This window comes from Paludisphaera rhizosphaerae (assembly GCF_011065895.1).
Classification (GTDB): Bacteria; Planctomycetota; Planctomycetia; order Isosphaerales; family Isosphaeraceae; genus Paludisphaera; species Paludisphaera rhizosphaerae.
Genome location: NZ_JAALCR010000027.1, coordinates 38,342 through 51,726, shown reverse-complemented (window position 1 = coordinate 51,726; position 13,385 = coordinate 38,342). Strand labels below are relative to the sequence as shown.

Here is a 13,385-nt window from a genome sequence, read left to right as displayed (position 1 = left end):
CAGCGTCTCCAGCGTTTGGCTTCGATCGGCGAGAAACGAGACCTCCTCGCTCGACGCCGTCGAAGAAAAGCAGAGCCTGGGTGCCATGGCCACGCTTGCGTGGCCATGCGATCGGCGACGGTCACGCGGTCGCCCACGCCGGTTCATGGCCACGCAAACGTGGCCACGGCACCCGAGTTCAACCGTTCATCCCGAAATGGCTTCGGGCGAGTTTTGGTGATGTTCAGCGAGTCGCGTTATCTTCGCGCTCGCCTTCCTCCTGAAGTTTCGGATTGAGAAAGAGCCGGGAACCATCGCCCTCCATTTTCAGCATGGGCTCCACGTGACGATTCCGATCGCCGGCCGGATGGATTTTCGGAGAACTCGGCCGATACGATCGCCACATCGCTCGTGATCATCCCTTCGCAGGGGCGATCATCCGGGCGGCCTTCTCGGGCTCGCGATAAAGGCGGGAACGCATCCATTCCTCGGAGGCGGCTAGTTCCGCCGCGCCGGCGTTACTGCCGAGGGCCTGGGCGAGTCGGCGGCGGGAGGCGGCGACGCAGAGGCCCATGTCGACGGACTCGAACGCGCGCACGGCCTCGCGCCAGAGGGGCACGGCGCGGTCGGGCGTTGGGGCGAGCGTGGCGGCGATCATCTTCGCGTAGGCGTCCGGACAGGGCATCTTCTCGCGGGAGAGGGCCTTGGCGTCGGCCTCGGCGACGGCCAGCAGGCGGCGAGCCTCGGTCGGGTTGGTCGGTCGGATCTCGGCGGCGGCGGCGATCGCGGCCCGGGCGCGGAGGAACCGCATCGAGGTCCGGATGAACTGGACCCGCAGCAGCAGCGAACGCCGCAGCGCCGGCCACGATTCTTCGAGCAGCCGCCAGGCTTCGCGTCCCCGACCGTCGTAAAGCTCGATCTGCACGGCCGCCCAGAGGGCGTCGTTGTGCTGGACGTGGTAGCCCTTCCGCGACCATCGGGCGTTGGTGGCGGCCAACTCCTCGCGGGCGCGAGCGGGCTCGTCGGCCGCCAGGCGGACGATCGACATGAGGTAGGAACTGAGGTTCATGGCCGCGTAGAGGTCGCCGCGGTCGAGGGCCTGGGCCAGCAGGATGGGCCACCGTCGCGAAAGCTCGCCGGCCTCCCCCTGGTGGCTCAGCCCCCAGAGCGAGAAGGCGTCGGCGGTGTTGCGCTCCCAGGCGACGCCCGTGCAACGATCGCGGAAGATCGCCTCGGCCTCGTCGCACTGGATCTGCGCGGGCTTCCAGCGGCCCTCAAGATAGGCGGAAACGCCCCGGGCCATCGTGACCATCCCCAGCGCGTAGGGGTGTTCGACGCGACGCGCCAGCGTCTCGGCGGTCTCCAGGAGACGCTCGGTCCGGCGGCGGTTGGAGCCCCCGGTGGAGGCCGCGTGGGCCGCTTCCATCGCCAACGCGCGGGCGATCCGCGAGGGCTCGCCGGCGGCCAGGGAGAGCAAGAGCCCGCGCGCCTGGAAGTCGGCGCCGAGGATGGTGTCGACGACGCTCAGGCCCACGCCGGCCGACCAGCAGACGTCGATTTTCCTCAGGGCCGCCGGATCGATCTGCGCCGCGTCGGCCTCGCGGTAATTCAGGCCGCGGAGTCGCAGCAACGCGCGACGCCAGAGCAGCGATACGAGCGCCCGCTTGGGCGTCCCCGGCAGGCTCATACCGACGCGGGCCAGCACGTCCTGCAACGTCTCCAGACCCCGGTCGATGTGGCCGCTGACAAGGAACTGCATGGCCGCGCGGCGACGGCGTTCCAGGGCGTCGTCGGCCGGCGCGTCGGTCGAACCGGTCAAGTAAGCCTGGGCTGCCTCGACGCCTCGTCCGGCGTTCGCCAGGGCGTCGCCCAGCCGCTCCAGCAGCAGGCCCCTGCGATCGGCTTCGAAGAGGCCATGCTCGATCGCCTTCCGATAGAGCCCGGCGGCGCGCTCGAAGGCCAACGCCTCCGCGGCCTCGTCGGCGGCCTCGGCGAAGAACCCAGCGGCCCGGGCCGGCTCGCCGGCGCCCAGGAAGTGGACGCCCAGGGCTTCGGGGTCGGCGGCGCCAGACGCCTCCAGCGCCGTCGCCAGGCGGCGGTGGCGGTCGCGCGAAACCTCGGGGGAGAGCCGGGACGCGACCGTTTCGCGGACGCGGTCGTGATACGCTTCGACCTCGTCGGTCTCCGCCCGCCCGGTCCCGCGCACGAGCCGTCCGGCGCGGAGGACGGCCAGCGCCGAACGCTCGTCGATCGGGTCGTCCAGGCAGGCTCCCAGATCGACGAGGCGAAGCGGTCGGCCCGAAGCGGCGATGATTTCCAGGACCTCGCGGGCGTCTTCCGGAAGGCGCTGGATGCGGGACCAGAGCACGTCGTCGAGCACGAGCCGACGGCCTGCATCCTCGTCGCCCGCGTCGAGGTCCAGCGCGCCGGCGTGAACGTGACGGACCAACTCGGCGATGAAGAACGGGTTCCCCTGAGATTCCCGGGCGACGGTCTCCGCCAGGTTTCGACGTATGGCCGAGGCCTCCTCGTCGCCGACCAGCAGCGCCGAGGCCAGTTCACGGGCCTCCGCCGGCGACAGGGGCTCGACGTGCAATGATCGGGCGTCGAGGCCGGCGGCCGGAGCCTGGCCCACGCCCAGCGCTCCGGCTCGCGCAAGGGCCTGGAGCAGCGGGCTCGTCGGCTCGTCCTCGGTGCGATAGGTGGCGGCGAAGAGGAAGACGGGGGCGTCGGGAGGCCGCATCACCTCGACGAGCATCGCCGCGCTATCGGCGTCTCCCCATTGCAGGTCGTCCACGGCCACGATCAGCGTGCCGCGGTCTCCCAGCCGCGCCAGCAACTCGCGGAGAGCGGCGAAGGCGCGACGGCGTAGTTCCTGGAGGTCGGGCGTCTCGCGGCCGCGACCGGGACTCCTGGCGACGGCCTCGACGCGACGAAGGCTCGGAAAGACGCGGGCCAACGATGAGACGTCGCGCGGCAGGACCGCGGCCAGGTCCACGTCGCTCATGCGGCCGAGCCGCCGGGCCAGCGCATCGACGAGGCTGTCAAACGCCTTGTACGGGACGGTTTCACGCTCATAGCAGCGGCCGGACAGGACGATCGCGTCCTCCTCATCGGCCCGTTCGTCGAGGAACCCCTGCAACAGCGCCGTCTTGCCGGCTCCCGAACCCCCGTGCAGATATACGGCGACCGGTCGGCCGTTGCGGACGTCCTCCAACGCCCGGCGAAGCTCCGCCCGCTGATGTTCTCGGCCGACGAGTCCGACGCCCCTCCCGGTTGACGACGGATGGGACACATCGGCCCGGGCTCGGAGCCGTTGCCCCGGCTGAGCGACTTCGCCGGCCGTTCCCAGGCGACGGAGGACGTCCGGGCCGGCCGGGCGGTCCTCGGGGCGACGGTTCAGCAGGTCGTTGCAGAGGTAATTGAGATCCGGCGGAACGTCGGAGGCGAACTCGGACGGGGCGGGCGCCTCGCGACGCTGCTTGTCCATCAGGATCATCAGCGCGCTGCCCGTGAACGGCAACCGGCCGGCGAGGGACTCGAAGAGCATGACGCCGACGCTGTACCAGTCGGCGGCCGCCGAGACCGGCAGGGCCGCGGCCTGCTCCGGGGCCATGTAGGCCGCCGTGCCGACCATCCGGTCGTCGCTGCTCTGGTGCTGCCCATCCTCGTCCTGCTCGGCGGCCAGTCCGAAGTCCAGCAGCACGACGCGGCCGTCGCGCGTGACCATCACGTTGGAGGGCTTGATGTCGCGGTGCAGCTTGCCGGCTTCGTGGAGGGCCTGCACGCCGTCGGCCAGGCGTCGAATCGCGGCGCGAATCCGGCCGACGCGGTCGGCGCCGGGCTCGCGGATGTACGTCAGGAAGTCGACGCCGTCCAGCAGCTCCATCGTCAGGAACCAGTTCTCGCCGTCGCTCAGCAACTCGTACAGGTTGACGAGGTTGGGGTGGACGACGTCCAGCAGCGAGCGGAACTCGTGCTTGAACCGCAGGAGCGCCGCGGCGTTGGCCCGGTTCATGGTCTTCATGGCGACCATGCGGCGGCTCTTGCGGTCGAAGGCCTTGAAGACGGTCCCCATGCCGCCGCTCCCCAGCACGTCCAGCACGTCATAGCCGGCCACGGTGGGGAGCCGAGGGTCGCGTGGCGGCGCGGTAGGAGCGGCGGCCTCGTTGGGGGCTTCGCCGACGTGCGACGTGGGGCCGTAATTGAACGTCTCGGGGACGTTGGTCGGACCGTCCCAGGCGTCTGTCGGGCCCGACACGGAGGAAAGGGCCACGCTGAACGGTTTGCTCAGGCGGAGGGCGTCATGAACCTCGAACTGGGCCCGCAGCTCGTCGGCATGCTCGGGGAAGCGGTCGAGGTACTCCTGCATCTCGGGCGTTTCGCCGTCCTCTTCGCGCAGGAGGACCTCGCCGTAGACCAGGTCGAGCAGGTCGGCCGGCGCGACGCGCTTCCGGCCCAGATTTTTCAGGAACTCCTCGACGCGCAGCCGCTCACCTCGCCGCCAGAGGTCGCGGTGCTCCTGCATGAGTCGGGCGGCCGTCGCGGTCGACGGGCCGGTGGCGTTCGGGGTGTTCATGGACCCTGCCCGCTCATTCCTCCAACCCCAACTCGGTCGCCACGCGGTCGACGGCGCGGGCCAGGCGTTTGCGCAGGGCTTCGGGGGTGGCGCCCATCTCGGCGGCGATCTCGGCCCAGTCGCGGCCGGCTTCGCGGTCGTCCAGGAGGCGAAGCTCCTCGGGCGAGAGGCGGCGGCGGGCCTCGACGAGCATCTCGCGGGCGGCGACCTCGCGGCTGGGCGTCGGCGAGGCGCCGGGGACGTCGGCGAAGGCGCCTGCGCCGACCGCGGACGAGTCGCCCGCGCCGGCTTCGCCCTCGCCGGGCTTCGTGCGGCGGAAGTCGCGGCGCTGGGCGCCCTGGGCCTTCACGACGTTCGCCAGCTTGTTGCGGGTCATGGTCGCCAGCAGCTTCAGGAGCTGGTCGGGCGTGTCCAGCTCGTACTGCCCCAGCGCCGTGCGGACGAAGAAGCTGGCCATGACGGACTGGCAGACGTCCATCGAATCCAGCATGCGGTTGAGCCGCGTGTCGAGGAGGCGGACCCTCGCGGCGCGGCGGACGGCCGGCTCGTAGCGGCGGACCAGTTCGGAGGCCGCGTCTTCGTCGCCGTCGCGGACTCGGCCGATGAGGGCCTTGAAGCCCTCGGCTTCGGGTGTCGGTTCGGACATGTCGGCTCGCTCCTCGTTCGGGCGCCTCGGATTCCGATGCGTCGATCATCCCTTGACCGCAGGTTTTCGGGAACCCGTCCGCGCTGAAATTTCGTTCGGCTCCGCGTCCGGTCGGCCTCGCGATGGTGATAACCCGTCGTGAAGGACGTCACGGGCGTCCCAGACAAGTACGAACGATGATTACGAGAAGCGACGGAGGTTCACGATGAAGACCCAGCGAATCCTGACCCTGGCGGCGGCGTTGACGTTCTTTGGAATCCTGGCGGCCTGCGACGCGAAGGCCCAGGGCCCCGGCCACGGGCCGCAGAAATTCTCGTCCGGCGGCTCGGGCTTCCGGCAGAACTGCTACCCATACCCCTGCCCGCCGTCAAACCCTTACCCCTATCCGTATCCCAGGCCCTGCCCCCAGCCGTATCCGTACCCGAGCCCTTACCCACAGCCCTATCCGCCGTATCCTTTCCCCGGCGGCGGGTTCCCCGGCTACCCGGGCGGCGGCTGGGGCGGTGGATACGGTGGGTTCCCCGGCGGCATCCAACCCTTCAAGCGTTGAACGAAGCGGCCCGGGGTCTTCGACCCCGGGCCGATTGCATGCGCGGTGGATGGCGGCGGGACGCGCGGGTCAGATCGGCACGTACTTCACCAGGTCGGCGCTTTCGACCAGGGTCGGGAATTCACCTCGCACGTAGTGGGCGTAGTGGCTTGAGTTGTTGTGCGCCTGGAGGGCGGCCTCGTCGACGTACTGCTCGTAGACGAAGAACTTGCGGGGGTCGTCCGTCGAGCGGTGGAACTGGTACATGATGCAGCCCGCTTCGGTGCGGCTGTGCTCGGTGAGCTTCCGGAAGCACTCGGCGGCGCGGTCTTCGGCGCCGGGACGGGCGATGAGGGTGACGGCGAGGCAGATCATATCGAGCGGTTCCTTTCGGTCGATCGGTTCGTTGATCCCCGGCGCGGCTCAGGATCAATCAGTTGGCGCGGGGGTCTTCGGGAATGTGGCGAGGTTCGACGAGTTCATGGACCTCGCGACGGCCGGCGGCGGTGGCGGCCGTCTTCCAGAGCGAGGCCGCGTCCCAGAGGTCGAAGACGTGTTCGGCGGAAGCGGTCGCCAGCAACCAACTCCCCTCAGCCAGTTCGTCTTCAAGCTGCCCGGGACCCCATCCGGCGTGGCCGGCGTAGAAGAGGACTCGGCCCTCGGCGGACGCGGCCAATGACTCCATGGCGGCCAGTTCCGTGGCGACGTAGATCCCATCAGCGACGAGGATGTCGGCCTGGGGACGTTGGTCGTGCAGAGCCATCAGGCTGCCGGTCACTGGGCCGCCGTGGCGGAGTTTCTCCGTGCGGGCGCAGGGCTGGGTGCTGATCCGTCGCCAGACCTCGGCGAAATCCGTGTCGGTCTCTCGGTTCAGGATCAGGCCCAGCGTGCCGGTCTCGCTGTGGGCCGCGATCAGGACGACCGTCCGATGGAAATTCGGATCGGTCAGCCCGGGGGCGGCGATCAGGAGGCGTCCTCGCAGCGATTTCATGATGAGTCGATCGCGGCCCTGCGGCCACGCCCAGGGTTCGCCGTCAACTCAACCGCTTCAGCCTCGTCAGCCGGCCGGTCGAAACCCATTCAGCCACCAGAATGTTCCCGTCGTGGTCGAAGCAGGCGTCGTGCGGGTGGACGAACTTGCCGTCCTTCCAGCGGTCGGGCTGGGTTCGCATCTTCCTGCCGTCGGCGAGCACGGCCTTGGTCCACTCCGGATCGTCGCCCAGGTGGGAGATCAGCTTGTCGTTCCCGTCCAGGAGCGTCACCCGCGCGTACAGGTCCGGAACCAGCAGGACGTCGCCGCGGATGTCGAAGCTCGCCGGGAGGGAGACGTTGTGGAAGTCCTCGCCGACGTGCTCGCCGTCGAGCGTGAAATGCTGGAGCCGGGCGTTGGCGCGGTCGGCGACGACCAGCACGGGCTGGCGGCCCGGTCGATCGTCGAGCCAGATTCCGTGCGGCGTCTTGAACTTCCCTTCCTCAGTCCCAGCCCCGCCGAAGGTCTTCACCCACTTCGCGTCCTTATCGTACTTGTGGACGTAATGCGACCCGTAGCCGTCGGCGACGAAGAAGTCGCCGTCGGGGCCGAAGGCGACGTTCGTCGGGGCGAACTTGGCCTTGGGGTCGTCGTAGACGTGAGGCTCGGTCGGGGCTTCCTTGATCCAGACGACTTCGCCCTTGAGGTCGGTCTTGGCGACGAGGTTCACCGGCATCATGCAGGCCAGGTACAGGTATTCGACGCCGTTCTCACGGCGGACGTCGACGCCGTGGCCGCCGCCGTGGAATTGCTTGCCGAACGACCGGACGAACTTCCCCTCGGGGTCGAAGACGGCGATCGTGTCCTGGGCGTCGGTCGGCGACTTCGGCTTGGTTGCGCCGCCGCGGTGGGCGATGTAGATGAACCCCTGGGAGTCCACGGCCACGCCGTGAGTCTCATACCAGTGGATCGAGCCGGGGGCCTGGAAGAAGTCGTGCCGGCACTCGTAGCGGTGGTCGCCCTCGCCGACGGTCGGTGTCTTCGAACCTGCCTTGTCGTCGGCGTGGATGAAGGGGCCGGTCGCCGCCGCTGTCGTGGCGGCCGTCGCGGCGACGGCTCCGCGCCTGAGGAATTCGCGCCGGTCCATGTCGTTGCGTCCCTGGGGTGTGGAGAGGTGCCTGGGCGTCGTCCCGTGCCGATCCTGCGCACTATACAGCGGCGGTCCCCCGGAGTGAATCGATTGGTCGGATTCCACCGTCGCGCCTACAATTCCCCGACGCCGCGTCTCGGCGGCCGGGGAGACCTCGCGTGAACAGCTTGAGTGAAACGGCGTTCTCAGTCCTGGACCTGTGCCCGATCGTCGAGGGAGGGACGGCCGTCGACGCCTTCCGCAACGGGCTGGACCTGGCCCGCCATGCGGAACGGCTGGGGTATCATCGATACTGGGTGGCCGAGCACCACAACATCCCCGGCGTGGCGAGCGCCGCGACGGCCGTGGTGATCGGGCACGTTGCGGCGGGGACGTCGCGGATCCGCGTGGGGGCGGGCGGGATCATGCTGCCGAACCACGCGCCGCTGGTGATCGCCGAGCAGTTCGGGACGCTGGCCTCGCTGTTCCCCGGCCGGATCGATCTGGGAGTCGGTCGCGCGCCGGGGGGCGACCAGCGGACGGCCCGCGCGCTGAGACGCTATTTCGAGGAGGTCGACGCCTTCCCGAAGGACGTGCAGGAGCTTCAGGCCTACTTTCAGCCGGCGACCCCGGGGCGATTCGTGCACGCCATCCCGGGCGAGGGCCTGGACGTGCCAATCTGGATCCTGGGCTCCAGCGACTTCGGCGCCCGTCTGGCGGCTCAGTTGGGGCTTCCCTACGCGTTCGCCTCGCACTTCGCCCCCGACCACCTGTTCGACGCCGTGGCGGCGTACCGCGAGTCGTTCGTCCCCTCCGCGACGCTGGCCGAGCCCAAGGTCATGATCGGCGTCAACGCGTTCCTGGCCGACACCGACGAGGAAGCCGTGCGGCTTTTCTCGTCTCACCGCCAGGCGATCGTGAATCTCGTCCGAGGCCGTCCGGGACTTCTCCCCCCTCCCATCGACGACGTCGATTCCCGCTGCACCCCCGAAGAGCGCGCAGCCGTCGACCGCATGACGCGCGTCTCACTCGTGGGCTCTCCGTCGACGATCCTGGGTCCGCTCCGTTCGCTGTTCAACGCCGTCCGCCCCGATGAGATCATCTTCTCCGGACATGTTTTCGATCACGCTGCGCGGATACACTCGTACGAGCTGTTGATGCAAGCACGGCGGTCAGGCTGAGGAGCGTCGGCCGTGCCTGCCGCGGCATCGGAGTTCAAGGGGCTCCGTCCAGGAGAGCGAGGAACCGACCCAGCCGTTGGATCGCTTGATCGGGCCTGACGTCGTTCTGAGGCCGATCGCGGCGACCGTGGGCTACCCAGTTCCGATATCTCCGCACCTGATCGACCTGGGTTCGCAGATCGGGATCGCCCTCTCCGTACGATTCCGTCAGTTTGAAGAAGCTGCCGCTCTCGATTCGCTCGCGCGCTTCGTCGATCGCCGTCTTGAGTACAGGGTGCTCGGGAAGCTGTGCTGTGAGCGTCTTCAACTCCTCCGAAGCGCGACTTCTGACGTCGGCCTCAAAGACCGAGAAAATCAGAAGGACTGCCAGGTCGTCGAGATCCTCAAGCACCCGGCTCGCCAAGTCTTCGAGTTCCGCTGCTTCGATCGAGCGGAATTCGTTGTCTCGATGAATTGTCTCGGCCAGTGTCCTGGAGCCGTCTTCCTCGGCCCAATATCGCCTGGCCAACCGCTGCATCAGGGCGGCGAGACGCTTGACGGACGCATGCCATTCCCGGGCCTCTTCGAGAGTCCGAATCACGCGAGAAGTTCCTTGAGAACGGACTCGAACTCGGCGCGGTCCAGCTTCACGAATCCATCTGGGCGTCGAATGCTCCATTCGTAGCCGCCGTCGCGTTGAAGGCGGAAGAGATGGCACGTTCGCAATCCATTCGAGACGTCGATGCGCCCAGCCGTACGGGCCGTCGAGGTCGCGGATTGATTTCGCTCCAGCGCGACGTCGAGTGAAGTATTCGCTTCGGCTGAGATCGGCTCGATCGTGACCTCTGCCGGCCCGAAACGGATCTGCAGGGCCGGTGCATCATATGTGCCGTAGCCCCGCTCGCTGCGGCTGACCTGATAAGGGATAACGTCGAGGAGCCCTTCCGGATCGGCTTCCCCCATCCACCCGCGAATTTGATCGAGGAGGCCGCCGACAGCTTCAAGCCATTCCTTGCGCCTCGCATTGCGGTCTCGAACGCCGTACTCGTCGGCCTTCGAGAGTAGGTAGTCCTTGAGACTTGTCGCGACGGGGCTTCCCGTAGGCGTTGACATGAGGGCCTCCTGTTCGGGCGTTGACACGATGGTCGTCAACTACAACTATACGGTTCGCCTCGGGGATGCATAAGCTGTCATCGACGGGAGACTCCGTCACTCTCCGAACCGCGCGAGGCGTCCGTCCTCGCCCACGGCCCAGCCGAAACGCCCGGCGAAGGCGATGGCGTGGAAGCCGGCGTCGCCGAGCTTCGCCCAGGAAGCGCCGCCGTCGTTCGAGCGGTCGGCGCCGGCGGGGCCGACGGCGATCATTGACGCGCCCGGCAGCAGGGCCACGGCGGATCGGTAGCCGGCTGGGCCGGTTCCTGTGGGAGTCGACCAGGTTCGGCCGCCGTCGCTGGTGACGGCGGCGAAAGGACCTGGCGCGGCCGCGTCCTTGTAGTCGCCGCCGACGGCGACGCCATGCTCGGCGTCGCGGAAGGCCAGCGAGAAGATTCCCGATGAGGCGCCCCCCTTGATCGGCGTCGCGTGAACGGTCCACGAGCGTCCCCGATCCTCGCTGTGAAAAATCCGGCCGCCGCCGGTTCCGAACCAGGCGAATCGACCCCCCTGCACCGCCAGGCAGGTTCCGCTGGCCGCGAAGGCCCCCTCGCCCGGGAGCGCCTCGGGCATGTCGAGGCCCACGCGGTTCCAGGTGTCGCCGCCGTCGTCGGTCGCCAGGATCACGAACCGGCCGCCGACGGGATCGCCGAGCGCCAGGCCGTGGTCGCGATCCCAGAAGGCGATTGCATCCAGGAAGCCTGTGGCGTCCTGGTTAATGTGCCGCAGCGACCAGGTTTCGCCGCCGTCGGTCGTCTTGAAGATCCGCGACTTCTCCCCCTCGCCGATCGCCAGCACCAGCGCCTTGCGGTCGTCGAACGCCTGCACGTCGCGGAAGTCGCGGTCCTCGGCGTCTGGAGCGGTGCAGCGTCGCCAGGTCGCGCCGGCGTCCGTCGTGAGCAAGATCATGCTCCCTGCCCCGCTCGCCCATGCCGTGCGATTATCCACGACGCCGATGCCTCGCAAGCGGGCGATTGTCCCGGAGGGTTGAGGAGCCCACTGCGCTGGAGCAAGTTGGTTCCAGAACAAGGCAATAAAAACCAGGAGGGATCGACGCACGGCGGGACCTCGAAGCTGACTACGATCGGCCGCCCGCCCGTCGGTCGAGCCATTTTCGGAGCGAGGCCTGACTCTCACCCGAGGGACGGCCGGCGAGGAGGTCCTCAACGCAAACGTCCTCATCCAGGTCCGGCCAGTGGAGTCCGCGACCGCCGTCGATCATGCGCCATCGACCTCGCTCCTCAGCCGTGCCGTTGAGCAGTCGCGGATACCAGGCCAGGGGCACGACGATCGTACGGCCGTCGACCAAAGCCACGGCGAGCGTGGCGTCGGTGGTTTCGACCGATGACGCGACGGCCACCCTCAGTTCAGTTGCCGAAGAACTCATTCCAGCTGTCCAGCATCGTCTGCCGGCTCCTCTCGATGATCGCCAGGATGTGATTGAGCTCTTTCGCGGAGAACCCTCCGCTTCGCTCCAAGCGGACCGGGTCGAGCCAGTATTTCGCCGCACAGTCGTCTCGCTCGACGTGGACGTGCGGAGGCTCACCCCGATCGCCTGAGTAAAAAAAGAAGCGATACGGCCCTTCACGATGGATGGTCGGCATGCCCACGCATTATCCCCGGACCCGAGGCGGACGACAAGTTTTGGCTCTCGATGCTCGGAGACGAGCGACTGAAATTTCGGGTGACCAAAAATTTAAATTTGCAGTGCTCAGCGATGGCGTTATGATGTCGAAAACTCGAGATGGATAACGGGCAAACAGGCAATCGTCGAGGGAATGATTTCATGAGATATCAAGGGAACGGGAGACACACACGCAGCGGATTTACGCTGATCGAGCTGCTAGTGGTGATTAGCGTGATCGCGGTGTTGATCAGCCTGTTGCTGCCGGCCGTTCAGGCGGCGCGGGGGGCGGCGCGGCGGGTGCAGTGCGTGAACAACCTGAAGCAGATCGGGTTGGCGCTGGCGAACTACGAATCGGCGATCACGGCCTATCCCCCGGCCTACGTGGGCGATCCCAGGGCGACGGGGACGGCCTTCGGCGTGACCTACCCCGACGGCAATCTGAACACGACTCCGGGGTTCGCCTGGGGGATGCTCGCGCTGCCGTACATGGAACAGGCGACGGTTTACGCCAGCTTCAATACGAACCTTCCCTGCTGGGCGCCGGCCAACGTCACGGGGGCGACGACGCGGCTGTCGGTTTTCCTCTGCCCGTCGGCGACGGGCGGCGTCGAGCCGTTCGCCCTTCACCGGTATGACAACGGCGACTCGGGCTCTCCGAACGACGCGGGGGAGTTCGCGCCTCGGATCGTTTTCTCGCGCAGCCACTACGTGACGAACGCCGGCGTGAACCAGCCGTGGGGCCGTAGCACGGCTTACTCGGCCGACTTTGACGTCGCCGAGCCCATCCCGGGTGCCCCTGCTCCGCACGTCATCAACGGACCGTTCTACCGGAACTCGCGAACTCGCGTCGCCTCGGTATCGGACGGCCTGTCGAACACCGTGTTCCTGGGCGAGAAGTCGTCGAACCTTTGCGACGCAACCTGGGTGGGAGTGGTCCCCTTCTCCTGCACGCCCCCGCGTCAGGGTTGGCCGTCGGATCCAAACAGCGGCGGCTGCCTGGTCGGCGCCCACAGCGGGCCCGACGTCCGCGACCACCCCCAGGTCATCATCCACGCCCCGAACCACCCCTTCGGCCACACCGACGAGATGTACTCCCAGGACGGCAATGGCTCCAACGTCCTGATGGGCGACGGCTCCGTCCGCTGGATCAAGGAGACGATCCACCCCTACACCTGGGTCGCCCTCTCAACTCGGAACGGCGGCGAGGTCGTCTCCGGCGACTATTGAACCACTATGACAACACAGAAGACTCGATTTGTGATGGTGACGTGTCTCGTGCTGGCCGGCTGCGGCGGCGCTTCCCAGATCGGGGCCGACCCCGATGCGTTCAAGGCCGTCGACGCCCTCTACACGGCCGTCTCCCTGCGCGAGCCCGACCGCGTCGACCGCTGCGTGGCGACGTTGGCCTCGCTTCGCGACGCCGGCAAGATCGATGGCGGCCCACTCGAAGAGTTGGAAGGTATCGCCGCCGAGGCGAAATCCGGCTCGTGGGAACCCGCGCAATCGCGGCTGGCCCAGTTCATGCGAGGCCAGACTCGGGGGAAGTAGCGCCGATCCGGCGAGTCGTTGACCTTCGAAACGGTTCATGAAATAGTGATCGCCGTATCGTCAGTC

General features: G+C 67.9%; 14 protein-coding genes. 4 read left to right on the top strand and 10 right to left on the bottom strand.

What is annotated here, in order from left to right:
* Window positions 1-394: 394 nt before the first annotated feature.
* The gene (locus tag G5C50_RS25960) at window positions 395-4,558 is read right to left on the bottom strand and encodes a serine/threonine-protein kinase (protein WP_165073888.1); all 4,164 of its coding nucleotides are present in this window, start codon (window positions 4,556-4,558) and stop codon (window positions 395-397) included.
* 13 nt (window positions 4,559-4,571) lie between these two features.
* A complete protein-coding gene (locus G5C50_RS25955; RefSeq protein WP_165073887.1) occupies window positions 4,572-5,204 on the bottom strand; it encodes an RNA polymerase sigma factor in 633 nt (210 codons plus the stop codon).
* A gap of 205 nt (window positions 5,205-5,409) precedes the next feature.
* Here G5C50_RS25955 and G5C50_RS25950 point away from each other — a divergent pair, with 205 nt between their 5' ends.
* Window positions 5,410-5,754: a hypothetical protein gene (locus tag G5C50_RS25950; protein ID WP_165073860.1), complete on the top strand. Its 345-nt coding sequence runs from the start codon at window positions 5,410-5,412 to the stop codon at window positions 5,752-5,754.
* Between the two features lie 69 nt (window positions 5,755-5,823).
* On the opposite strand, the gene G5C50_RS25945 is transcribed toward G5C50_RS25950, so the two are convergent.
* From G5C50_RS25945 to G5C50_RS25935, 3 genes are read right to left on the bottom strand one after another with little or no spacing between them, the layout of a single operon-like run.
* Entirely contained in the window at window positions 5,824-6,108 is a 285-nt protein-coding gene (locus tag G5C50_RS25945) for a putative quinol monooxygenase (protein WP_165073886.1), read from the bottom strand.
* A 58-nt stretch (window positions 6,109-6,166) separates the two neighbouring features.
* Window positions 6,167-6,724 (bottom strand): YqgE/AlgH family protein, encoded by a 558-nt coding sequence (locus G5C50_RS25940; protein WP_165073885.1) that lies wholly within the window; start codon window positions 6,722-6,724, stop codon window positions 6,167-6,169.
* A 43-nt stretch (window positions 6,725-6,767) separates the two neighbouring features.
* Window positions 6,768-7,850 carry an NHL repeat-containing protein gene (locus tag G5C50_RS25935; protein ID WP_165073884.1) on the bottom strand — a complete coding sequence of 361 codons (1,083 nt, stop codon included), beginning with the start codon at window positions 7,848-7,850 and terminating at the stop codon, window positions 6,768-6,770.
* A 161-nt stretch (window positions 7,851-8,011) separates the two neighbouring features.
* On the opposite strand from G5C50_RS25935, the gene G5C50_RS25930 reads away from it, so the two are divergent.
* Entirely contained in the window at window positions 8,012-9,013 is a 1,002-nt protein-coding gene (locus tag G5C50_RS25930; RefSeq protein ID WP_165073883.1) for an LLM class flavin-dependent oxidoreductase, read from the top strand.
* Window positions 9,014-9,047: 34 nt separating this feature from the next.
* Here the strand turns inward: G5C50_RS25930 and G5C50_RS25925 are convergent, their stop codons facing one another.
* From G5C50_RS25925 to G5C50_RS25905, 5 genes are all read right to left on the bottom strand, one after another.
* The gene (locus G5C50_RS25925; protein ID WP_165073882.1) at window positions 9,048-9,593 is read right to left on the bottom strand and encodes a hypothetical protein; all 546 of its coding nucleotides are present in this window, start codon (window positions 9,591-9,593) and stop codon (window positions 9,048-9,050) included.
* Window positions 9,590-10,105, bottom strand: coding sequence for a hypothetical protein (locus tag G5C50_RS25920; RefSeq protein WP_165073881.1), 516 nt, complete (start codon window positions 10,103-10,105; stop codon window positions 9,590-9,592). The genes G5C50_RS25925 and G5C50_RS25920 overlap by 4 nt, the downstream gene beginning before the upstream one ends.
* A 96-nt stretch (window positions 10,106-10,201) precedes the next feature.
* Window positions 10,202-11,053 carry a WD40/YVTN/BNR-like repeat-containing protein gene (locus G5C50_RS25915; protein ID WP_407673602.1) on the bottom strand — a complete coding sequence of 284 codons (852 nt, stop codon included), beginning with the start codon at window positions 11,051-11,053 and terminating at the stop codon, window positions 10,202-10,204.
* A gap of 169 nt (window positions 11,054-11,222) precedes the next feature.
* Complete coding sequence (locus G5C50_RS25910) at window positions 11,223-11,531, bottom strand: DUF2442 domain-containing protein (RefSeq protein ID WP_165073879.1); 309 nt, start codon at window positions 11,529-11,531, stop codon at window positions 11,223-11,225.
* A complete protein-coding gene (locus tag G5C50_RS25905) occupies window positions 11,512-11,748 on the bottom strand; it encodes a DUF4160 domain-containing protein (protein ID WP_165073878.1) in 237 nt (78 codons plus the stop codon). The genes G5C50_RS25910 and G5C50_RS25905 overlap by 20 nt, the downstream gene beginning before the upstream one ends.
* Before the next feature lie 182 nt (window positions 11,749-11,930).
* Here G5C50_RS25905 and G5C50_RS25900 point away from each other — a divergent pair, with 182 nt between their 5' ends.
* Both G5C50_RS25900 and G5C50_RS25895 read left to right on the top strand, forming a co-directional pair.
* Complete coding sequence (locus G5C50_RS25900; protein WP_165073877.1) at window positions 11,931-12,998, top strand: DUF1559 domain-containing protein; 1,068 nt, start codon at window positions 11,931-11,933, stop codon at window positions 12,996-12,998.
* A 33-nt stretch (window positions 12,999-13,031) separates the two neighbouring features.
* The gene (locus tag G5C50_RS25895) at window positions 13,032-13,319 is read left to right on the top strand and encodes a hypothetical protein (RefSeq protein WP_240907367.1); all 288 of its coding nucleotides are present in this window, start codon (window positions 13,032-13,034) and stop codon (window positions 13,317-13,319) included.
* Window positions 13,320-13,385: the final 66 nt, after the last annotated feature.

Excerpts from the sequence above, each read along its gene's own strand:
- G5C50_RS25955 (WP_165073887.1), bottom strand. The coding sequence starts at position 5,204 with ATGTCCGAACCGACACCCGAAGCCGAGGGCTTCAAGGCCCTCATCGGC.
- G5C50_RS25895 (WP_240907367.1), top strand. The coding sequence starts at position 13,032 with ATGGTGACGTGTCTCGTGCTGGCCGGCTGCGGCGGCGCTTCCCAGATC.
- G5C50_RS25950 (WP_165073860.1), top strand. The coding sequence starts at position 5,410 with ATGAAGACCCAGCGAATCCTGACCCTGGCGGCGGCGTTGACGTTCTTT.
- G5C50_RS25910 (WP_165073879.1), bottom strand. The coding sequence starts at position 11,531 with ATGAGTTCTTCGGCAACTGAACTGAGGGTGGCCGTCGCGTCATCGGTC.
- G5C50_RS25960 (WP_165073888.1), bottom strand. The coding sequence starts at position 4,558 with ATGAACACCCCGAACGCCACCGGCCCGTCGACCGCGACGGCCGCCCGA.
- G5C50_RS25900 (WP_165073877.1), top strand. The coding sequence starts at position 11,931 with ATGAGATATCAAGGGAACGGGAGACACACACGCAGCGGATTTACGCTG.
- G5C50_RS25915 (WP_407673602.1), bottom strand. The coding sequence starts at position 11,053 with ATGATCTTGCTCACGACGGACGCCGGCGCGACCTGGCGACGCTGCACC.
- G5C50_RS25945 (WP_165073886.1), bottom strand. The coding sequence starts at position 6,108 with ATGATCTGCCTCGCCGTCACCCTCATCGCCCGTCCCGGCGCCGAAGAC.
- G5C50_RS25940 (WP_165073885.1), bottom strand. The coding sequence starts at position 6,724 with ATGAAATCGCTGCGAGGACGCCTCCTGATCGCCGCCCCCGGGCTGACC.
- G5C50_RS25905 (WP_165073878.1), bottom strand. The coding sequence starts at position 11,748 with ATGCCGACCATCCATCGTGAAGGGCCGTATCGCTTCTTTTTTTACTCA.
- G5C50_RS25920 (WP_165073881.1), bottom strand. The coding sequence starts at position 10,105 with ATGTCAACGCCTACGGGAAGCCCCGTCGCGACAAGTCTCAAGGACTAC.
- G5C50_RS25935 (WP_165073884.1), bottom strand. The coding sequence starts at position 7,850 with ATGGACCGGCGCGAATTCCTCAGGCGCGGAGCCGTCGCCGCGACGGCC.